This is a genomic window from Nocardiopsis sp. iso_237, from assembly GCF_056173345.1.
Genome location: NZ_CM149669.1, coordinates 1,911,441 through 1,933,152 on the forward strand (window position 1 = coordinate 1,911,441; position 21,712 = coordinate 1,933,152).

Sequence of the window (21,712 nt, forward strand, 5' to 3'; positions counted from 1 at the left end):
GGGCGGCCGGTGACGACGGCGGAGCGGAGAAGGGCACCTCCGCCCCGCCGTCACGCCCACTAGGAACTACGGGGTCGGGCGCTCTCCTGGCCGGAGGCACGGACCGCCAGCCCGACCGCGCCCATCACGGTCAGCAGGACGGCCAGACCGCCCCACACCATCGGCTGGGTGACCAGCATGTCCCCGGACGCCTGCCCCGGGGTCCGGCCGCCGTCGCGGCCGGTCACCGTGACGAGCAGGAGGGCGACCACGCCGACGGCGGCCAGGAGACGGCCGCAGAGCCGGGCCAGACCGGCGAGCACCGGCCCCCGGGCGAGGTCGGACCGGGTGAGGCGCTCCTCCGGGCGCAGCGGGGTGAGCAGCCGGGCCAGGAACAGCAGGGCCACGGGGAGCTGGAGCGCCCACACGAAGGTGCGGAACGCGCCGTCGAACCACACGTTCGTGCCGTACAGCAGGGTGTGCCACACGCTCAGGACGTAGACCACGATGACGAACCGGTGCAGGACCCGCCACAGCCGGGACCCGGTCCAGGCCCGCACGTAGAAGGACAGGCTGAGCGGGATCGCCAGGTAGAGGGCGATCAGCCCCAGCAGGATGGCGACCTGGCCGGTCCCCGAGGAGTACCCGCCCGGCACGAACACGTCGACGAAGGCCGAGAACAGCAGCGGGAACGCACCGAGGCCGTCGGCGTTCTCCCGGAGGAGTTCGAGGAAGAACGCCAGGGCGTGGCCGAACATCAGCCCGATGGTGGTGACGCTGGTGACCCGGTGCCAGCGCTCCAGCCGGGAGTGGTTCACGGGGGACGAGGGCAGCGGGCTGGTGGCGCGCAGCAGGCCGAGCATCACGGTGATCCAGGCCCACAGCAGGGCGGACCAGCCGAAGGCCTGGCAGGCCCAGTACAGCCAGTACCGCTGGGCGTCCGCGAGGAAGGGCATCACCTCCAGGGTCATCGAGGTGCCGCCCTCGACGCGCAGGTAGAGGACCACGAACATCACGAAGGTCACGGCCAGGGCGGCGGTCGCGTCGAAGAGCAGGTGGCGCAGGTCGGTTCTGAGGGTGCGGCGGTCGAGCCGGGGCCTTCCGACGGACCTGGCGGAGCGTTCGGGTGAGGGGGAGGGGGTCATGTGGGGGTCTCCCAGTGGGGTGGGGAGGGGACGGGACGTCGCCGCGGCGTGCGAGGAGGTTTCCCCACGGCGATCACAGTGAACAGGAGCCGTCCCCCGGCGTCCAGCCGCCCGGGTCAGGGACGCCAGACCGGCAGCGACAGACGCATCGTCAGCCCGCCGCCGGGGGTGGAGTCCGCGACCAGGGAACCTCCCATGGACTCGGCCAGCCCCTGGGAGAGGGCCAGACCCAGACCGAGCCCGCTCTCGTTGTCCGTGTCACCGAGACGCTGGAAGGGGGCGAACATCCGCTCCCGCTCCTGCTCCGGAACTCCCGGACCGTGGTCGATGACCCGGATCTCCAGGTGGTCACCCGTGTGCTCCCCGACCACCGAGGGGGCCCGGTCCGGCGGGCTGAACCGCAGCGCGTTGTCGATGACGTTGACCAGGACCCGGGTCACGAGCCCGTGGTCCGCCGCCGCCTCCGGGAGGTCGTCCGGGACCGTGACCGTGACCCCTCGCCCCTCGTCACCGACCTGGGCGAGGGCGGAGAACACCAGCTCGCGCAGGTGCGACGGCCGGATCGTCACACCCAGCACCCCCGCCTGGAGGCGACTCATGTCCAACAGGTCCGTGACCAGGCCGGTCAGCTGGTCCAGGGACTCGTCGGCCATGGCGAGCAGCCCGTCCCGGTCCTCCTCGTCGAAGTGGACCTCCCGGCTCCGCAGGCTGGTCACCGAGGCCTTCGCGGTGGCCAGCGGCGCCCTCAGGTCATGGCTCACGGCGGACAGGAGGGCGGTCCGCATCCGGTCGGCCTCGGCCAGGGGCCGGGCGGTGGCGGCCTCCCGTTCGAGCAGTTCGTACTGGAGGACGGCGGCCGTCTGCGCGGCGAAGGCCTCGATGATCCTGCGGTCGGCGGCACGGGGCTCGCGTCCGCGGAGAACGAGCACCTGATCGGAGTCCACCCGTACCTCCGTGTCGTCGGGAAGCGGCGCGAGCGGGTGGTCGTCCCCCTGGTACGTGACCACCTCCCAACCACCTGGGTCGTGCCGCTGGTCGGGGCGGGTCGACGCCCCCGCCCTCCTGCGCAGCAGGGCGACGGAGGTCAGCGAGAAGGTCTCGACGAGACGTTCCATCAGCGCGTTGAGCGGGTGGGAGCCCCGGAGCACGTTGCCCGCGACGACGGCCAGGGTATGGGCCTCAGCGTTGGCCTGGGCCGCCTCCCTGGTACGACGCGCCGCCTGGTCGACCACCATGCTGACCGACACGGCGACGACCACGAACCCGGTCAGCGCCAGGAGACTCAGCGGATGGGTGACGGAGAGGTTGAGATACGGCTCGGTGTAGAAGAAGTTGAGCGCGGCGAAGCCGCCGACGGAAGCCAGCAGAGCCGGCCACAGGCCGCCGATCAGCGCCGTCACGGTCACCGCGGCGAACACCAGCACGATGCCGCTGGCCAGGTACTCCTCACTCCCCAGCCAGGTGCTGGCGACGCTGATCAGGGCGAGGGAGATCAGGGTGGCCGCGTAGGCGGCGATCCTGCGTCGGAGCGGGACGTTGCCCTCCCGGTGGGGGCGGACCCGCATCCCGGCCTGTTCGTGGGTGACCAGGTGGACGTCGATCGCCCCGGAGAGCTCCGTGGTCGTGGCACCGATCCCGGGGCTGAACATGCGCGCGACCCTGCCGCGTCGACTGGTGCCCAGGACCAGCTGGGTCGCGTTGACCCCGCGGGCGAAGGCGATCAGCGCCTCGGGCACGTCCTCCCCGAGCACATGGTGGAACGTACCGCCCAGATCCTCCACGAGCACCCTCTGGCGAGCGAGGAGCGCCGGGTCCGCGCCGGTGAGCCCATCGCTGCGGGCCACGTGCACGGCCAACAGATCGGCACCGCGACCGCGCTCCGCGATCCGGGAGGCGCGTCGGATCAGGGTCTCCCCCTCGGCCCCGCCGGTCAGGGCGACCACGACCCGCTCCCGGGTCTCCCAGGGCTCGGTGACGCCGTGGACGCTCCGGTAGCGTTCGAGATCCGCGTCGACGCGCCCGGCGAGCCACAACAGCGCCAGTTCCCGGAGCGCGGACAGGTTCCCGCTGCGGAAGTAGTTGCTCAGCGACCTGTCGATCCTCTCGGGTCGGTACACGTCGCCGTGGGAAAGTCGCTGCCGCAGCGCCTCGGGCGTCATGTCGACGAGCTCGATCTGTTCGGCCGCGCGGACCCAGGCGTCCGGGACGGTCTCCCCCTGACGCACCCCGGTGATCCGCTGGACGACGTCGTTCAACGACTCCAGGTGCTGGATGTTGAGTGTGGACAGCACGGTGATCCCCGCGTCCAGCAACTCCTCGATGTCCTGCCAACGCCTGTCGTTGCGGCTGCCGGTCACGTTCGTGTGGGCGAGCTCGTCGACCAGCACCACCTCCGGTGCCCGTTCGAGCACCGCTTCGAGGTCCATCTCCTCGAACTCGCGTCCCCGGTGGACGATCCGTCGCCGAGGAACCACCTCCAGGTCGTCGACCATGGCCTCCGTCATCACCCGCCCGTGGCACTCGACGAGGCCGATGACGACGTCCGCGCCCCTGTCGCGTCGACGGTGCGCCTCGTCGAGCATCCGGTACGTCTTCCCGACCCCGGGCGCGGCTCCCAGATAGACCCTCAGACCCCCACGCGCGACCATCGCACCCCCTCGCCTCCATCTTCGCCGGTCGCGCGCGGCCGTTCCGACGATCCGCGCTAAGCGACCGCTAATTCACCTCCTCTCGGCGCTAACAGGGTGTTACCGGGACGTACTTCGCCTCGGCGCGGACGCACAGTCGTCTGTGCCGCTTCGCGGTGCACCTTGAGCGACTACGAGGAAGTGGAGTCATGTCCGACCTGCTGTTGGTCCTGCTGGGGGCGGGGTCCATCGGACTCTGCGCCGTCTACGCACGCGGGTGCGAACGCCTGCTGGGTCCCGATCCCGACGGCGCGGATCCCCTCTCCCCGTCGGGGTTCCACGATTCGGGCGAGACCGCCGGTCACCGCCCCGAGACCGGAGGTCGGTGAACCGATGCTCTGGCACGAAGCCGTCGCCCTGGCGGTGTCCCTTCCCCTGGCCCTCTACCTGCTGGCCACTCTGCTGTTCCCTGAGAGGTTCTGATGAGCGTGACCGCGTGGGCACAGTTCGCCCTGCTGATCGCGGTACTGGCCGTCACGGCCCCGCTGCTCGGCCGCTACGTGGCCAGGGTCTACGGATACGGCGAGGGAGTCCCCGCACCCGGGGACCGGTTCCTCCTCCCGATCGAACGCGCCCTCTACCGGGTCTGCCGGGTCGATCCGGAGAAGGAGCAGCACTGGACCCGGTACGCCTACTCGCTGCTGGCGTTCAGCGCGGTCGGGTTCCTCGTGCTGTACGCACTGCTGCGAGCACAGGGGATGCTCCCCCTCAACCCCGTGGGGCTGCCCGGCCTGGAACCCAACATGGCCTTCAACGCCGCCGTCAGCTTCGTGACCAACACGAACTGGCAGGCCTACGCGGGCGAGGCCACGATGAGCCACCTGTCCCAGATGGTGGGGCTCACGGTCCAGAACTTCGTCTCCGCCTCCGCCGGGATGGCGGTGATGGCCGCCCTGATCCGGGGCCTCGCGCGACGTGGCTCCCGCACCGTCGGCAACTTCTGGGTCGACCTGGTCCGAGGGGTGACCCGCGTCCTCCTCCCCCTGTCCTTCGTACTGGCCCTCGTCCTGGTCAGCCAGGGCGTGATCCAGAACCTCAACGGACTGACGGTCGTCAGCACGCTGGAGGGGACGACGCAGTCGGTTCCCGGCGGTCCCGCCGCGAGCCAGGTCGCCGTCAAGCAGCTGGGCACCAACGGCGGCGGCTTCTTCGACGCGAACTCCGCCCACCCGTTCGAGAACACCACCGCGCTCAGCAACTTCGTCCAGACCTGGGCGATCCTCGTCATCCCCTTCTCCATGGCCTTCGCGTTCGGGCACATGGTCCGCGACCGGCGCCAGGGCCTGGCGGTGTTCGGAGTCATGTTCACCGTCTGGGCGACGATGAGCCTCGTGATCATGGGGGCCGAGGGAGCGGGCAACCCCCGGCTGGACTCCCTGGGCGTGGACCAGGCCATCAGCTCGGACCAACCCGGCGGGTACATGGAGGGCAAGGAGAGCCGTTTCGGCCCCGCCGCCTCCGGCCTGTGGGCGGCCTCCACGACGGGCACCTCCAACGGCTCCGTCAACGCCATGCACGACAGCTTCACCCCGACGGGCGGCGGTGCCGCCATGCTGCACATGATGTTCGGCGAACTCAGTCCCGGAGGCGTGGGAGTCGGACTCAACGGCCTGCTCGTCATGGTGATCCTCACCGTCTTCATCTCCGGACTGATGATCGGACGCACCCCCGAGTACCTGGGGAAGAAGATCTCCTCGAAGGAGATCACCCTGGTCATGCTCCACGTCCTGGCCATGCCCGTGGTCCTGCTCGGATTCGCCGCGGCCACCTCTGTCAACGACACGGCCCTGGCCTCGCTCAACAACGGCGGCCCCCACGGGCTCTCGGAGATCCTCTACGGCTACGCCTCGACCGCCAACAACAACGGGTCGGCCTTCGCCGGGCTGGACTCCTCGACCTGGTGGTTCACGATCACGATGGGCCTCGCCATGCTGGTCGGCCGCTTCCTGCTCATCCTCCCGGTCCTGGCCCTCGCCGGCTCCATGGCGCGTAAACGAGCGGTCCCCGCCACGGTCGGCACCCTGCCCACGCACACGCCGCTCTTCGCCGGCCTGACCGTCGCCGTGGTGCTCATCGTGGCCGGCCTGACCTTCCTGCCCGCACTCTCCCTCGGCCCGATCGCCGAACAATTCACCCTGTGAGCGCACCCATGAACCCAGAGACAACGGGAACCGGCGGCACCGAGACCCCACCGGTCACGGCCAGCGGGGCGAAGCCGCGCACCCCCGCCGAACGGCGCGGCGCCCTCATCAGCGGCCCGATCCTTCGCCGGGCCCTCATCGACTCCCTACGCAAACTCGACCCGCGTCAGCTGGTCCGCAACCCGGTCATCCTCGTCGTCTCCGTGGGCAGCGTCCTGTCCACGGTGGTCCTGTTCACCTCGCTGGGCGGGCAGGGCGGAGGGGAGGCCGTCTTCGCGACCCTGGTCACCCTGTTCCTGTGGGCGACCGTCCTGTTCGCCAACTTCGCCGAGGCCCTGGCCGAAGGGCGCGGCAAGGCGCAGGCCGAGGCCCTGCGCTCCACCCGGAGCGGGACGACCGCGAGGGTCCGGCGCCCCGACGGGACCACGGTCACGGTCGCGGGCACCGACCTCGACATCGGTGACGAATGCGTCGTCGGGGCCGGTGAGGTCATCCCCGGTGACGGCGAGGTGGTGGAGGGCATCGCGAGTGTCGACGAGTCGGCCATCACCGGCGAGTCGGCACCGGTGATCCGGGAGTCGGGCGGCGACCGGTCCGCCGTCACCGGCGGGACGACCGTCCTCTCCGACCGGATCGTCGTCCGCGTGACCAGTCGTCCGGGCGAGACCTTCATGGATCGGATGATCGCTCTCGTGGAGGGCGCCGAGCGTCGCAGGACCCCCAACGAGATCGCGCTCAACATCCTGCTCTCCGGACTCACCCTCGTCTTCCTCATCGTCGTGGTCACCCTCCAGCCGATGGCGATCCTCTCAGGGGCCCGGCAGGACACGATCATCCTGATCGCGCTGCTCGTCTGCCTGATCCCCACCACCATCGGAGCTCTCCTCTCGGCGATCGGCATCGCGGGCATGGACCGGCTGGTCCGCCGCAACGTGCTGGCCACGTCGGGCAGGGCCGTGGAGGCGTCGGGGGACGTCACGACACTGCTGCTCGACAAGACCGGCACCATCACCCTGGGAAACCGGCAGGCAGCCGAGTTCCTCCCGCTGCCGGGTGTGTCCCCGGCCGACCTGGCCGAGGCGGCGCACCGGTCGAGCCTGGCGGACGGAACCCCCGAAGGCCGTTCGATCGTCGACTTCGCGGTGGCCTCGGAACGGTCCCTGCGCGGACGCGGCACGCCTCGGGGAACGGCGGTGCCGTTCACCGCGCAGAGCCGGATGAGCGGTGTCGACGAGGACGGACGCCAGGTGCGGAAGGGGGCGACCGACGCCGTGGCCCGGTGGGTCCGGGAGCACGGTGGGGAGGTCACCCAGGAGTACCAGGACCTGGCCGCGCGGATCGCGGACCACGGAGGTACCCCCCTGGCGGTGGCGGAGGTCTCCGAACGAGGGCGACCGGCGCGTGCCCTCGGGCTGGTCCACCTCAAGGACACGGTGAAGCCCGGCATGCGGGAGCGCTTCGCCGAGCTGCGCGCGATGGGCATCCGGACGGTCATGGTCACCGGAGACAACCGTCGCACGGCCGCGGTCATCGCCGCCGAGGCCGGGGTGGACGACCACCTCGCCGAGGCCACCCCCGAACGCAAGCTCGAACTGATTCGCGAGGAGCAGCTGGCCGGGGCCCTGGTGGCGATGACCGGAGACGGCACCAACGACGCTCCCGCGCTGGCCCAGGCCGACGTGGGCGTGGCGATGAACACCGGTACCCAGGCCGCGCGGGAGGCGGGGAACATGGTCGACCTCGACTCCGACCCCACCAAGCTCATCGACATCGTGCGCGTCGGGAAGCAGCTCCTCATCACGAGAGGCGCCCTGACCACCTTCTCCATCGCCAACGACGTCGCCAAGTACTTCGCGATCCTGCCGGCGATGTTCGCGGCTTCGGTGCCAGGACTGGCCGCCCTCAACGTCATGGGCCTGGAGTCGGCGCGGTCGGCCATCCTCTCGGCGGTGATCTTCAACGCCCTGATCATCATCGCCCTCGTCCCGCTGGCCCTGAGGGGGGTCCGGTTCCGCGCGCGCTCGGCCTCGGCCACGCTGCGGCACAACATCCTCGTCTACGGGCTCGGCGGGCTCATCACACCGTTCGTCGTCATCAAGGCCATCGACATGGCCGTCTCGGCTCTGGGAGTGCTCTGAAATGATCCGCCAGCTCCTCACCGCCACGGTGATGATCGCGCTGTTCACCCTCGCCCTGGGCGGTGTCTATCCGCTCGTCGTCACGGGGGTCGCGCAGGCGGTCTTCCCCCACCAGGCGAACGGTTCACTGGTCGAGGCCGACGGCCGGACCGTGGGATCGAGTCAGCTCGCCCAGGGGTTCGAGGACGACCGGTTCTTCCACCCCCGTCCCTCGGACGTCGCGTACGACGGCTCCGACAGCGGCGGCGCCAACCTCGGCCCCCTCGACGAGGGGCTGCTGGACGGCGTCGAGGACCGTGCGAACGCCTACCGCGCCCTCAACGGGTTGGACGACGGAGCCTCCGTCCCGGTCGACGCCGTGACGGCCTCGGCGTCGGGGTTGGACCCGCACATCTCCGTCGCCAACGCCACGCTCCAGTCGGCGCGGGTGGCCGAGGCCAGGGGACTGGACGGCGCGGACCTGGAGGCACTGGTCGCCCGGCACACGACCCCGCGCGCTCTCGGGGTCCTGGGTGAACCGGGGGTCAACGTCCTCACCCTGAACATCGCGCTGGAGGAGGCCTCCTCCTGACCGCGGTCCTTCGTACGGGGTGCGGCTGTGGGATTCTGCTCTGGCCGCACCCTCCCCGCCGTCCTCGGAATCGTGGACCCGCGGCGGCAAGCTCCAACGGCACAGAACGGTCCGGCATGAAAGAGTCCCGTCACACCTCGCCGTCGGTCCTGGTGGTCGACGACGATCCGATGCTGCTGAAGACCCTGGAGCTCAACCTGCGGGCCCGCGGGTACGCGGCACACTTCGCCCGCACGGGTGAGCAGGCCCTGAACCTGGTCGCCCAGCACCGCCCCGACCTCGTCCTGCTCGACCTCGGCCTGCCCGGGATGAGCGGCCTGGAGGTGATCCAGGGCCTGCGCGGGTGGTCGGGCGTCCCCATCCTCGTGCTGTCGGGCCGGGACACCGAGCCCATGAAGGTCGAGGCGCTCGACCTGGGGGCCGACGACTACGTCGTCAAGCCCTTCGGCATGGACGAGTTGTTCGCGCGGGTACGGGCGGCGATGCGCCGTGACGTGGAACCGCCCGAACAGGCGGTGGTCACGACGGCGGACTTCACCGTGGACCTCGCGGCGCAACGGGTCACCAAGGGCGGCTCACAGGTCCAGCTCACCCCCCGACAGTGGCACATCGTCGAGGTGCTGGTGCGCAACCGGGGGCGCCTGGTCACCCATCAGGAACTCCTCAAGCAGGTGTGGGGGCCCAACTACGGTCGAGAGACCAACTACCTGCGGGTCTTCATGACCAAGATCCGTCAGAAGCTCGAACCCGAACCGCCCCGCCCCCGTTACTTCCTCACCGAACCCGGCCTCGGCTACCGCTTCCAGGGCGCTGAGGAGAACGGCGCCGGGGAGGTCTGAGGGCGGAGGGTCCCCGGCCCGGGACGCCCTCGCCCCCGGGCGGGGCTCGCGGTGAGCCGCCCGGGGGCGAGGAGGGGTCGGACGTGCCGCGCCGTCACTCCGTCAGGGACGGCTCCTCCGCCCGGGCCACGGTGTGCTCGTGGTGCCCACAGGCGGCGGTGTCGGGTTCGGTGCGCAGGTCACGCAGGAAGCTGACCACCACGCCCACGATGACCACGAGGAAGGGCGCCGAGGCCACGATCACCGTCTGTTGGAGGGCGTTGAGGCCCCCCGAGAGCAGCAGGATGATCGCCAGGGCGCCGGTCACCGCGCCCCACAGCAGCAGGATCGGCGTGCGGGGCTGGATGGACCCGTGTGTGGTGAGCATGCCCAGCACGTACGTGTTGGCGTCGGCCCCGGAGACGAAGAAGAGCACCGCCAGGATCACCACCAGCGTCGACGTCACCATGGGCAGCGGGAACTCCGCCAGGGTGACGAAGAAGGCGCTGTTCAGGTCCGCCGCGGTGGCCCCGGCGATGTCCGTGCCGTGGTTCAGGTCCAGGTCGATGGCCGAGCCGCCGAACACGGAGAACCAGGCGAAGAAGGCCAGGCTGGGCATCCCGAGGACGACCAGGATGAACTGGCGGATGGTGCGGCCGCGCGAGATGCGGGCCAGGAACACACCGACGAAGGCGCCCCAGGACACCCACCAGGCCATCATGAAGTAGGTCCACATCTGGAGCCACTCGGTGTCACCGAAGGCCGGGCCGCGCAGGCTCATCAGCAGGAACTCGCCGCCGTACTGGCCCAGGGACTCCAGGAAGAGGGAGACCAGGAAGGCCGTCGGGCCCAGGAACAGCACGAAGACGAAGAGCACCGAGGCCACCGACAGGTTGACCTCGCTGGTGTAGCGGATGCCCCGCTTGACCCCGGAGGCCGCCGAGAGGCTGAACAGCACCGTGACCACGACCACGATGACGACCTGGGTGGTGGCACCGGTGGGCGTGCCCAGGATGCGGTTCAGGCCGTTGTCGATCTGGAGCGCGCCCAGACCGAGCGAGGTGGTGGTGCCGAACAGGGTCGCGAACACCGTGAAGACGTCGATGGCCTTGCCCGCGGGGCCGTCGGCGTGCCGCCCCAGCAGCGGCCGGAACAGCGCGCTGACCAGGCCGGGACGCTGCTTGCGGTACATCGAGTACCCGAGCGCGAGGCCGAAGACCGCGAAGATCGCCCAGGCGTGCAGGCCCCAGTCGTAGAAGGAGTACTGGAGCGCGAGGACGGCGGCCCCGGGGGTTCCCGGCTCGGCCAGGTCGTGCGGGGGAGTCGCGAAGTGCGAGATCGGCTCGGCGATGCCGTAGGAGACCAGACCGATGCCCATCACCGCGCAGAGGATCATGGCGATCCAGGTGTGCGTGGCGAACTCGGGGCGGTCGTCGTCGGCGCCCAGGCGGACGCGTCCGTAACGGCTGAAGGCCAGCCAGACCAGCAGTGCGATCAGGAGGAGGGGGAGCAGCAGGTACACCCAGCCGAAGCTGGAGGTGATCCCGTTGAGGGCGGTGTTCATCGTGGACATCTGGTGTTCCGGGGCGGCCACGCCCCAGACCACGAACAGGGCGGAGATCGCGAGGGAGGCCCAGAAGACCACCCCGACGGTTCTTCGCCCGGCCGGAGCGTCATTCATGTGTCGACACCTTTCGATCGATCCGCGCCGCGGTCACGGGGGACACGCGGGGTGGGGCGTCGCACGGCGGTGGGCAGTGGAGCACGACCGTTCTGGGGTCGGTTGAGCGTGGCACGGGACTGAACCGCCTGTTCGTCGGTGGAAGATCGGGACCCGGAGCTCCGTCCCGGAGCGCGCATGGCGACAGGCGCCCCTCGCACCGAACGGAACAGCGGGACGGTCGGTGTCGAGGCGAGCGGGACGGAATCCGGGAGAACGAGAACAGCGCCGCGGAAGGAGTCCGCGACGCGGGTGTCGGTGGCGGCCACCGCTGGGACGGCCCCTGACCGAGTCGGCGCCCGGCGAGGTCGACAGCACGGCTGCGCACTGACTCAGGAGGCCCTCGCTCAGCTCCGGACCGGAGTACGGACCGGGCACCGCTCGTGGTCCGACCTTCGCCCACCGACCTTCGGGGGTCGGTGTGAGAGCGGTCGAGCCCCACGGGGCCGAAGAGCTGGAAAGGGCCTCCGGAAGAGCGTACTCGCATGTGGGAGCGGGGGCGCCACCCCGGTGGGGCGCCGGGGTCGGGCCGACGCGCGGGCGGGGAGCGGGGCGGGCGGCCCGTACGCGTCCACGCCCGAGTGGAGCGCGCACCCCGGTGCCGCCCCACGTACCGACCTCGCGGGCGGGCGTGTCGGACGCACCGGGAGGGGTCGGGGCGGGCCGGTCGTCGGAGCGGTCGGACGGCGCCAGGCCCTGTGCGTCGGGCGTTCGGGGAGGGAGGGGGACCGGCGGCACGCCGCGTGGCCGGGGTGCCGTACGGCGTCGGCGGAGGGACCGTGCCCGGGGCCGAGGCTGTGCACGCCAAGGCCCCGGAGGCGAACGGGGGTGCCCGCCTCCGGGGCCGTGCCGGTGGTGGAACCGGGGTGCGTGGCCCGCTCCGCTAGGCGCGGGTGCGTCGCGTCACACCGCCGCGCAGCACCGTGCGCACGCCCCGCTCGGGCTCGGCCAGCAGGGAGAGGTCGGAGAGCGGGTCGCCGTCGACGACGATCAGGTCGGCCCGGGCCCCCGTGCGCAGCGTGCCGACCTCGCCCTCCAGACCGAGCAGCGCCGCCGCCTCGCTGGTGGCCGAACGCACCACGTCGGCGGCGGGCTGGACCTCGCCGCGGATGGCGAACTCGGCGCTCTGGTGCGACTGCATGCCGCCGAGCAGGTCGGTGCCGAACACCAGGCGGACACCGCCCTCGTGCGCCATCCGCAGGGCCTCCAGCCCCTTGTGCAGCACCGTGTCCACCTTGGCCTGGCTCTCGGCGGGCAGCCCGTTGCGCGCGCCCTGGCGCGAGAGCTCGCGGTAGGTGACCAGGGTCGGAACCAGGAACGCCCCGTGCTCCACGAACAGTTCGACACTGCTCTGGTCGATGAGGTTGCCGTGCTCGATGCAGCGCACACCCAGGCGCAGGCCGCGGTTGACCGCCCTCGCGGTGTAGGCGTGCCCGGTGACGTACCGGTTGGCGGCCTCGGCCTCCTCGACGACCGCCCGCAGCTCGTCCTCCGAGGACTGGGTGGAGTCGATCCGGTCGGTGGGGGAGGCGACCCCGCCCGAGAGCATCACCTTGACGTGGTGCGCGCCGGTGCGGAGCTGTTCGCGCGCGGCCTTGCGGAACTCGACGGGGCCGTCGCAGACCAGGCCCGCGCCGGGGCAGCATCCGTGCTGGTCCGTGCCGTGTCGACCGCGCGGCCGGAAGTCGCCGTGCCCTCCGGTCTGGGAGAGCGCCTTGCCGCCGAACACCAGGCGGGGGCCGTCCACGAGCCCGTCCTCCACGGCCTCGGCCAGACCCCAGTCGGCGCCGCCCACGTCGCGCACCGTGGTGAAGCCGCGGCCGAGCATGTCGGACAGGGACCTGGCGGCGAAGGCCGCGACGTAGGAGGGGGAGTGGTCACCGACCGCTCCGAGGTCCGCGCTGAGGGCGGTGACGTGCACGTGGGCGTCGATGAGGCCGGGCATGAGGGTGGCCCCGCCGAGGTCGACCGTCTCCGCGCGGTCGGTCACGGAGACCGGTACCTCGCCCGTGCCGCGCGCCGCGATGAGGCCGTCCTCGACGAGCAGCCAGGACCCGGGGGTGCGGGTGCCGGTCTCCGGGTCGAGCAGGGCTGTGTTCGTGTAGGCGGTGGGCCGGGGGCCGTCGGACACGGGGAACCTCCAGGGGTCGGGTGCACGGTCTCTGTTGCGGGGCGATCCGCAGCGACGAAATGCAATATACGTTGCATCGGGCCTCGGTCGTCGAGCGGGGGTGGTATCGCTGGGGTTGGCGCGACCCGGGTGGTCCGGACCGCTCGAACGGAGGAGGACCGATGGCGGACTGGATCGAGGAGACGCTCGCGCGGGGGCGCCTGGGCAGGGCCAGCGAGAGGGTGCTGCACGTCCTGCGGGACGAGCCCCGCTTCGCCTCCTACGCGACCACGGCCGAGGTGGCCGCCAGGGCCGAGGTCAACGTCGCCACCGTGGTCCGGGCGGCGCAGCAGCTGGGCTTCACCGGCTGGCCCGCCCTCCGCGTCGAGCTGCGCTCGCGCTACCTGGCCTCGCTCAGCGCGGGTGAGGTGCTGGCCGAGCACGCGGGCTCCGACACCGACCCGGTGCGTGCGGCGGTGCGCTCGGACCGGGAGAGCCTGGGGCTGCTGGAGCAGACCCTCGAACCCGACCGGGTGCGGGCCGTGGCCGCCGCCATCCACGGGGCGCGAAGGACCCTGGTCCTGGGCTCGGGCACCTTCGCCGCTCCCGGCGTGCAGCTCTCGCACGCCGCCGGGATCATGGGCTACGACGTGCGCCTCCACGACTCCGGGGGGACCGCCCTGGCCAACTCGCTGGCCCGGATGGGGGAGGGCGACCTGCTGGTGGTCTGCGACCTGTGGATGCTCCCGGTCGGGCTGCGCCGGGCGGTGGAGATCGCGGCCGAGGAGTCCGTGGCGATCGCCCTGATCACCGACCGGCGGGACTCGCCCCTGGGCGCGCTGGCCGACCACGTCGTCGCCGTGCCGAGCGAGGGGGTGGGCATGTTCCCGTCCCTGACGGCGGCGATGGCGGTCGTGCACGCGGTGCTGGCGGAACTGGCCAGGGTCGGGGGTGACGCGGCGCTGGAGTCGGTCAGGCGGGCCGAGGAGCTCTGGCGGCGAGCCGAGCTGTTCTAGGTGATCTGAGTCACACCACATGCAACAAGCATTGCATAGTTGACATCGTTGCTGGTTACATCGGGCTTCACCCGCTGTTCACCCCATCGTGTCCCCTCCTGAGGCAGCTCATGCAAACGACCCACCTGGTCCTCATCACCGCCTATCTGCTGGTGATGGTCGGGATCGGCCTGTACTTCTCCCGGTCCTCCAAGCTCCGCACCGGAGAGGACTTCCTCTTCGCCGGACGGAGCCTGTCCACACCCGTCATGGTCGCGACCCTCGTCGTGACCTGGGTCGGATCGGGCACGATCATCGGTGGCGCGAACTTCGCCTACAACTACGGCCCCATGGCCGGCATGATCTTCTTCGCCGGTACGCCCCTGGGCATCCTGGTCCTGCTGCTGGCCGCGCGCCGCATCCGCAGGGCGGCCCGGCACACCGTGCCCGAACTGCTGGAGGCCCGCTTCGGCAGCGGGGTGCGCACGGTCGCGGCGGTGGTCACCACCATCGCCTACGTCGGCCTGGTCGCCTCGCAGTTCGTCGGCGGCGGCTACGTCCTCTCCCTGATCACCCCGCTCACCACGACCCAGGGCGCGCTGGTCGTCGCCGCCGTCGTGACGATCCTGACCGTCACCGGTGGCCTCTTCTCCGTCGCCTACACGGACTTCGTCTCCGCGATCCTCGTCTTCGGCGCGCTGATCGTGGCGGTACCGCTGATCCTGGTCGCGGTCGGCGGCCTGCCGGTGTACTGGGAGGGGCTGCCCGAGGCCTCCCGCACCCCGAACGGCGGCCTCAGCCCGCTCCAGCTGCTCGGCTACTTCCTGCCGCTGTTCCTGCTCCTGCTGGCCGACCAGAACCTCTACCAGCGGCTGGCCGCCGCCCAGGACGAGCGCTCCGCCCGCAACTCCACGCTGGGCATGCTCATCGCCAGCTTCTTCGTGTTCGTCCCCGTGATCATCCTGGCCACCTCGGCGTCCGTGCTCATGCCCGGGATCAACGGCGACGAGTCCGTTCTGCGCCTGGCCACCGACGGCCACCTGCCCACGCTCATCGGCGGGCTGCTGCTGGCCGGCGCCGTCGCGTTCGTCGTGACCACGGGCTCGTCGTTCATGCTCTCCGGCGCCTCCAACATCGCCTTCGACCTGTTCGCCAGGTTCGGCGGGAGCAAGGTCGGCGAGCGGGGCACCCTGGTCGTGCAGCGCCTCTCCGTCGTCGGCATCGCCCTGATCGCGGTCGCCCTGGGCCTGTACTTCCCGACCGTCCTCGACCTCCAGATGTACTCGTACACGATCTACGGTGCGGCGATCACCCCCGCCGTGCTGGCGGTCCTGTTCTGGAGGCGCGCCACCACGGCCGGTGCCGTGGCCGCCCTGATCACGGGCACCGTCGTCACCATCGGCTGGGAGCTGGCCGGGGCCCCGGGCGGGTTCAACGGCGTGATCGTGGCGCTGCCCGCCGCCGTGCTGGCCCTGGTGGTCGCGAGCCTGCTCACCAAGGCCCCCGACGCCCGCACGCTGGAGGCCGCGGGCGTGGACTGACGCCGAAGGAAAGGCGCCGCCGGGACTCCCGGCGGCGCCTTTCGCGTACCGGCACCAGCACCCGCACGGGCGCCACACCCCGTCCCGTCCCGGATCCCAAGAATCGGCCGTCGCTCCGCACAGGTTGGGTCAAGGTCCGTGTCCGGCGGGGAGCCCCTGGAAAGGGTGGGGTGGACGTGGTGTGACGCGAGCGGGGGAGGACACGCATGAGCGGGTGGACCGAGGACCAGCTCGACAGGATCGGCCGCGCCGGGGAACTGCGGATCACCTCCCGGGGCGACGCCGGGGAGCTGCGGCGCTCCCGGATCATCTGGGTGGTGCGTGAGGGCGACGAGCTCTACGTCCGGTCCGTCAACGGGCCCGGGTCCTCCTGGTACCGGGGCACCCGCGACCACCTTGCCGGGCACGTCAGCGCCGGCGGGGTCGAGGCCGACGTCGGCTTCGAGGACGCCGACGACTCCCTGGACGACCGGATCGACGCCGCCTACCGGGCCAAGTACGGGGCGGACTCGGCACCGGTCAACCAGATCACGGGCGCGGACGCCCGCTCGACCACGATGAGGCTGGTTCCGGAGCAGGCCTGAGCGGGGCCGGGGCGGCGATGCCGGTCCTGAGGGGGACCGAGGGGCGGGGCGTGGGAGCGAAGGAGGGGCGTTCGCGAGCGCGCCGCCCGCCGTTCACCCTGCCCCCCGGGGTGATTTCGCCCACAAAGGGTGCGATGTCCCTTGCTGTCGCGTGTTCGGACCACTACCTTCCACCAGCGCCGACAGGTGTTCTCACCACGGCCGCGCCCTTCGGGTGAGCCGACTGTTTCGCGTGGTTTACGGCTGGACACCTCCCCGCAACGCGGCCTTCCTACCTTCGGTTCCGTCGACCGCCGTCAAGCAGGAAGGCACCAGCCGTGACCGGAACAGGCCCACGCGCGCCACGCACAGGCAGGAGCTGGATCTCCCGCTGGGATCCCGAGGACGAGGCGTTCTGGAACGACGGGGGACGCCGGGTGGCCCGCCGCAACCTGTGGGCCTCCATCGCCTCCGAACACATCGGCTTCTCGGTCTGGAGCATCTGGTCCGTGCTCGTGCTGTTCATGATCCCCGAGCACGGCTTCTCCACCACCCCCGAGCAGAAGTTCCTGCTGCTGTCCGTGGTCACCCTGGTCGGAGCCGTCCTGCGCGTGCCCTACACCCTGGCCGTGCCCGTCTTCGGCGGACGCAACTGGACCGTCGTCGCCACCCTGGCGCTCATCGTGCCGACCGTCGCCGCGTTCTTCCTGGTCCGCGACCCCGACACCCCCTTCTGGCTACTGCTGGTCCTGGCCGCCACCGCGGGCCTGGGCGGCGGCAACTTCTCCTCCTCCATGGCCAACATCAACTCCTACTTCCCCGAACGGGAGAAGGGGTGGGCCCTGGGCCTGAACGCGGGCGGCGGCAACATCGGCGTCGCCACCGTCCAGCTGGTCGGGCTGGCCGTCATCGCCCTGTTCACCACCTCCGCCGGGTACCTGGTCCCGCTCTTCTACGCGCCGCTGATCCTGCTGTCGGCCTGGTGGGCGTACCGGTCGATGAACAACCTCGTCCACGTGCGCGCCGACGCGGCCGCGCAGCTCTCGGCCGTCCGCGACCACCACTTCTGGATCATGTCGCTGCTGTACGTGGGCACCTTCGGCTCCTTCATCGGCACCGGCTTCGCCTTCGGCCTGCTGCTCCAGGCCCAGTTCGGCCTGGAGCCCGTGCAGGCCGCCGGGATCGCCGTCCTGGGCCCGGTCCTGGGCTCGCTCATCCGGCCCGTCGGCGGCAGGCTGGCCGACTCCCTGGGCGGGGCCCGCGTCACCCTGTGGGTGTTCACCGCCATGGCCGCCTGCGCCGCCGTGCTCGTCCTCGCCGTCCAGGCCAGCCAGCTGGCCCTCTTCATCGGCGCGTTCGCGGTGATGTTCGTCCTCACCGGCCTGGGCAACGGCTCCACCTACAAGATGATCCCCTCCATCTACGCGGCCCGGGCCGAGGACGCCATCGCCGCCGGGGAACCCCGCGAGCAGGCCCTGGCCCGCACCAAGCGCGTGGCCTCCTCCATGCTCGGACTGATCGGCGCGGTCGGCGCGCTGGGCGGCGTGGGCATCAACGTCGGATTCCGCGAGTCGTTCGCCGCGACCGGCTCCACCGCGCCCGCCTTCGTCGCCTTCGGCGCCTTCTACCTGCTCTGCGCCGTGGTCACCTGGGCCGTGTACCTGCGGCGTCCCGTACGCACCGCCCCCGCCGACGAGCCCGTCGCGGTCGCGGCCCGATGACCACCACCCACTGCCCCTACTGCGCACTCCAGTGCGCCATGAACCTGGAGCCCGGGCCGGACGGGCGCCTGTCCGTCCGGCCCGCTCCCTTCCCCACCAACCGGGGCGGACTGTGCCGCAAGGGGTGGACCTCCGCCGAGCTCCTCACCGTGCCCGACCGGATCACCCGTCCCCTGATACGTGCGAACCGCGGCTCCGACCTGGTCGAGACGGACTGGGACACCGCCCTGGACCACGTGGCGGAACGCCTGCTGTCCCTGCGCGCCGAATCCGGCCCCGACGCCGTCGCGGTCTTCGGCGGTGGCGGCCTGACCAACGAGAAGTCCTACGCCCTGGGCAAGTTCGCCCGCCTGGCCCTGGCCAGCTCCCAGATCGACTACAACGGCCGCTTCTGCATGTCCTCGGCCGCCGCCGCAGGCACGCGTGCCTTCGGTCTGGACCGGGGCATGCCCTTCCCCCTGACGGACGTGGCCGAGGCGGAGGCGGTCCTGCTCGCCGGGGCCAACCCGGCCGAGACCATGCCGCCGATGATGGGGCACCTGTCCGCGCCCGCCCTCATCGTCGTCGACCCGCGCCGGACGGCCACCGCACGGGTCGCACTCGACCGGGGCGGCCTGCACCTGGCTCCCCGACCCGGCACCGACCTCGCCCTGGCCCTCGGACTGCTGCACGCGGCACGCGTGCGGGGCTGGTGCGACGAGCCGTTCGTCGCCGAGCGCACCACCGGCTTCGACGCCGCCTGGGAGCACGCCGCCGCCTGGTGGCCCGAACGCACCGAGCAGGTCACCGGAGTCCCCGCCGCGAGCATCCGCGCCGCCGCCGACCTGCTGGGCCGGGCCGCCCGGAACCGCTCGGCCTACGTCCTCACCGGACGCGGCACCGAACAGCACGCCAAGGGCACCGACACGGTCTCGGCCTGGATCAACCTGGCCCTGGCCCTGGGCCTGCCCGGCCGCCACGGCTCGGGGTACGGGTGCATCACCGGCCAGGGCAACGGCCAGGGCGGACGCGAGCACGGCCAGAAGGCCGACCAGCTGCCCGGATACCGGCGCATCGACGACCCGGACGCACGCGAACACGTGGCCCGGGTGTGGGGCGTGGACCCCGGTACCCTGCCCGGTCCGGGCCGCTCGGCCTTCGAACTCCTCGACGCCCTGGGCACCCCCGACGGGCCGCGCGCCCTCCTGCTGTTCGGCTCCAACCCCGTGGTCTCGGCCCCCCACACCGCCCGCGTACGCGACCGCCTGAACTCCCTGGACCTGCTGGTGGCGGCCGACTTCGTGCTCTCGGAGACCGCCGCCGCGGCCGACGTGGTCCTGCCCGTGGCCCAGTGGGCCGAGGAGGGCGGCACCATGACCAACCTGGAGGGCCGCGTGCTGCGCCGCGCCCGGGCCACCGCCCCGCCCGAGGGGGTGTGGACCGACCTGGAGGTCCTCTCCGCCCTGGCCGTGCGGCTCGGGCAACCCGCCGAACGTTTCCCCACCGACCCCGACACCGTCCTGGCCGAGCTGGGCCGCGCCTCCGCCGGAGGCCCGGCCGACTACTCCGGAGTCACCCCCCAACGCCTGGCCGACGGTCAGGCGCTGTACTGGCCGGTCCGGACCCCCACCGGGTCCACGCCCCGCCCGTTCCTGGACTCCTTCGCCCACCCCGACGGGCGCGCCCGCCTCGTCCCGGTCGCCCACCGGCCCCCCGCCGAGACCACCGACCCCGAGTACCCCCTGGTGGCCACCACCGGCAGGCTGATGGGCCACTACCAGTCCGGAGCCCAGACCCGCCGTGTGGCCGAACTCGACGGCGCCGAACCCGAGGCGTACGTGGAGGTGCACCCCGACACGGCCGCGCGCGCCGGGCTCGCCGCCGGGGACTGGGCCCGCGTCACCTCCCGCCGGGGCCGCACCCGCGCCCGGGTGCGCCTGGAACCCACCGCCCGTCTGGACACGGTGTTCCTGCCCTTCCACTTCGCCGGTGAGCAGTCCGCCAACAACCTCACCCACCCGGCGCTGGACCCCGTCAGCCGGATGCCCGAGTTCAAGGTCAGCGCCGTACGCCTGGAACCCGACCCGCCCGGCCGGGGAAACCGGGAGACCCCCGGCCCGGTCAGCGCACCCACGCCAGGAGGCACCAGTTGAACACCGTTCAGGGGCTCACCCCGCGCCGGATCGTGGTCGTCGGTAACGGCATGGTCGGCGCCCGCTTCGCGGAGGAGACGGCCCGGCTGGACCCGGCCGGGGAACACGTGCGCGTGACCGTGGTCGGCGCCGAACGGCACCCCGCCTACAACCGCGTCCTCCTCTCGGGAGTGCTCGCCGGGGACTACGGCCCCGAACAGATCCGGCTGCCCGCCCCCGGCGGCCCCGGGGTCACCGTGCGCACGGGCGTGGCCGCCACCGCCCTGGACACCCGGCGGCGGATCCTCGACCTGGACGACGGCTCCCACCTGCCCTACGACGAACTCGTCCTGGCCACCGGTGCGCGCGCCGCGCTCCCACCGGTCCCCGGCGTACGCGCCCCGGACGAGGGCCCGGGGGAGGGGGTGCACACCCTGCGCGACCTGGAGGACTGCCAGCGCCTCCTCGCCCTGACCCGGCCCGGCGCACCCGTGGTGGTCCTGGGCGGCGGTGTCCTGGGCCTGGAGGCCGCGCGCGGCCTGGTCGGCCGGGGGACACGGGTGTCGGTCGTGGAGTCCGCCCCCTGGATCATGTGCCGTCAGATCGACCAGGGGGCCGCGCGCGTCCTGGCCGACAGCTACGCCGCCCTGGGCGTGGCGGTGCACGCGCGACGGTCGGCCGCCCGCTGGATCCCCGGTACCGGTCTGGAACTGGACGACGGCACCGTCCTGCCCGGCGACGCCCTGGTGGTCGCCGCCGGGGTGCGCGCCAACACCGAACTGGCCACCCGGGCCGGGATCGCGGTCGACCACGGTGTCGTCGTCGACGACCGGCTGGCCACCTCCGACCCCCGCGTGCACGCCGTCGGCGACTGCGCCCAGCACCCCGGCGGCGGTGCCGGACTCGTCCAGCCCGGCTGGGAACAGGCCGCCGTCCTGGCCGCGCGCCTGACCGGGACCGCGCCGCACGCCACCTACGTCGGGGCCCGGCCGTTGACCCGCCTCAAGGCCGAGGGCATCGAACTGACCGCGTTCGGGCGGGTCCACGAGGACGAGGACGCCCCGGGCCTGGAGACGGTGACCATCAGCGACCCCTACGGCGGCCGTTACGCCAAGCTCTCGGTGCGTCAAGAGCGGGTGGTGGGCGCGGTGCTGCTGGGCTTCCCCGAGGCGGCCGCCACCCTGTCCCAGCTCTACGACACCGGCGCCCCGGTGCCCTCTGACCGCCTCGCCCTCCTCCAAGGGCTGCCCACCGCGGTACCCGAAGCCCCGGACGCGGCGGAGGCGCCCGTGTGCCGGTGCAACGCGGTCAGCCGCGCCGACATCGAGAAGGCGTGGCTGGACGGGGCCCGCACCCGTGAGGCCGTCGCCGAACGCACCCGTGCCACCACCGGCTGCGGCGGGTGCGTGCGCGACGTGGGAGCCCTGCTCTCGGGGATGCGGGCCGCCCCGGTGGGGTGACCCGGGACCCGT

At 72.0% G+C, this 21,712-nt stretch carries 16 protein-coding genes; 12 read left to right on the forward strand and 4 right to left on the reverse strand.

Going from position 1 to position 21,712, the window contains the following annotated elements:
* Nucleotides 1–59: 59 nt before the first annotated feature.
* Nucleotides 60–1,124, reverse strand: coding sequence for a ferric reductase-like transmembrane domain-containing protein (locus AC0VYM_RS08645; protein WP_475460823.1), 1,065 nt, complete (start codon nt 1,122–1,124; stop codon nt 60–62).
* A 116-nt stretch (nt 1,125–1,240) separates the two neighbouring features.
* Nucleotides 1,241–3,772, reverse strand: a complete 2,532-nt coding sequence (locus AC0VYM_RS08650) for an ATP-binding protein (protein WP_475460825.1) — start codon at nt 3,770–3,772, stop codon at nt 1,241–1,243.
* Nucleotides 3,773–3,960: 188 nt separating this feature from the next.
* Between AC0VYM_RS08650 and AC0VYM_RS08655 the strand changes: the two genes are divergently transcribed.
* From AC0VYM_RS08655 to AC0VYM_RS08680, 6 genes are all read left to right on the forward strand, one after another.
* Entirely contained in the window at nt 3,961–4,140 is a 180-nt protein-coding gene (locus AC0VYM_RS08655; protein WP_475460827.1) for a potassium transporter Trk, read from the forward strand.
* 4 nt (nt 4,141–4,144) lie between these two features.
* Complete coding sequence (locus tag AC0VYM_RS08660; RefSeq protein WP_475460829.1) at nt 4,145–4,234, forward strand: potassium-transporting ATPase subunit F; 90 nt, start codon at nt 4,145–4,147, stop codon at nt 4,232–4,234.
* Complete coding sequence (gene kdpA / locus AC0VYM_RS08665) at nt 4,234–5,952, forward strand: potassium-transporting ATPase subunit KdpA (RefSeq protein ID WP_475460831.1); 1,719 nt, start codon at nt 4,234–4,236, stop codon at nt 5,950–5,952. Before AC0VYM_RS08660 ends, kdpA begins: the two co-directional genes overlap by 1 nt.
* Nucleotides 5,953–5,960: 8 nt before the next feature.
* Entirely contained in the window at nt 5,961–8,090 is a 2,130-nt protein-coding gene (gene kdpB / locus AC0VYM_RS08670) for a potassium-transporting ATPase subunit KdpB (RefSeq protein ID WP_475460833.1), read from the forward strand.
* 1 nt (nt 8,091) lies between these two features.
* A complete protein-coding gene (kdpC, locus tag AC0VYM_RS08675; RefSeq protein ID WP_475460835.1) occupies nt 8,092–8,661 on the forward strand; it encodes a K(+)-transporting ATPase subunit C in 570 nt (189 codons plus the stop codon).
* A gap of 116 nt (nt 8,662–8,777) precedes the next feature.
* A complete protein-coding gene (locus tag AC0VYM_RS08680) occupies nt 8,778–9,500 on the forward strand; it encodes a response regulator (protein ID WP_475460837.1) in 723 nt (240 codons plus the stop codon).
* A 94-nt stretch (nt 9,501–9,594) separates the two neighbouring features.
* Here AC0VYM_RS08680 and AC0VYM_RS08685 read toward each other — a convergent pair whose 3' ends face one another.
* Nucleotides 9,595–11,160, reverse strand: a complete 1,566-nt coding sequence (locus tag AC0VYM_RS08685; protein ID WP_475460839.1) for a BCCT family transporter — start codon at nt 11,158–11,160, stop codon at nt 9,595–9,597.
* Nucleotides 11,161–12,082: 922 nt separating this feature from the next.
* The gene (locus AC0VYM_RS08690) at nt 12,083–13,330 is read right to left on the reverse strand and encodes a metal-dependent hydrolase family protein (RefSeq protein ID WP_475460841.1); all 1,248 of its coding nucleotides are present in this window, start codon (nt 13,328–13,330) and stop codon (nt 12,083–12,085) included.
* A gap of 161 nt (nt 13,331–13,491) precedes the next feature.
* Here AC0VYM_RS08690 and AC0VYM_RS08695 point away from each other — a divergent pair, with 161 nt between their 5' ends.
* The 6 genes from AC0VYM_RS08695 (at nt 13,492) to AC0VYM_RS08720 (ending at nt 21,700) form a co-directional block, all read left to right on the forward strand.
* Complete coding sequence (locus AC0VYM_RS08695; RefSeq protein WP_475460843.1) at nt 13,492–14,325, forward strand: MurR/RpiR family transcriptional regulator; 834 nt, start codon at nt 13,492–13,494, stop codon at nt 14,323–14,325.
* A 110-nt stretch (nt 14,326–14,435) separates the two neighbouring features.
* Complete coding sequence (locus AC0VYM_RS08700) at nt 14,436–15,845, forward strand: sodium:solute symporter family protein (RefSeq protein ID WP_475460845.1); 1,410 nt, start codon at nt 14,436–14,438, stop codon at nt 15,843–15,845.
* Between the two features lie 206 nt (nt 15,846–16,051).
* A complete protein-coding gene (locus AC0VYM_RS08705; protein ID WP_475460847.1) occupies nt 16,052–16,429 on the forward strand; it encodes a DUF2255 family protein in 378 nt (125 codons plus the stop codon).
* A 317-nt stretch (nt 16,430–16,746) separates the two neighbouring features.
* A complete protein-coding gene (locus AC0VYM_RS08710; protein ID WP_475460849.1) occupies nt 16,747–18,129 on the forward strand; it encodes an MFS transporter in 1,383 nt (460 codons plus the stop codon).
* Nucleotides 18,126–20,261, forward strand: a complete 2,136-nt coding sequence (locus AC0VYM_RS08715; RefSeq protein WP_475460851.1) for a molybdopterin oxidoreductase family protein — start codon at nt 18,126–18,128, stop codon at nt 20,259–20,261. Before AC0VYM_RS08710 ends, AC0VYM_RS08715 begins: the two co-directional genes overlap by 4 nt.
* Nucleotides 20,258–21,700: an FAD-dependent oxidoreductase gene (locus AC0VYM_RS08720; protein ID WP_475460853.1), complete on the forward strand. Its 1,443-nt coding sequence runs from the start codon at nt 20,258–20,260 to the stop codon at nt 21,698–21,700. The genes AC0VYM_RS08715 and AC0VYM_RS08720 overlap by 4 nt, the downstream gene beginning before the upstream one ends.
* The last annotated feature ends 12 nt before the right edge of the window (nt 21,701–21,712 follow it).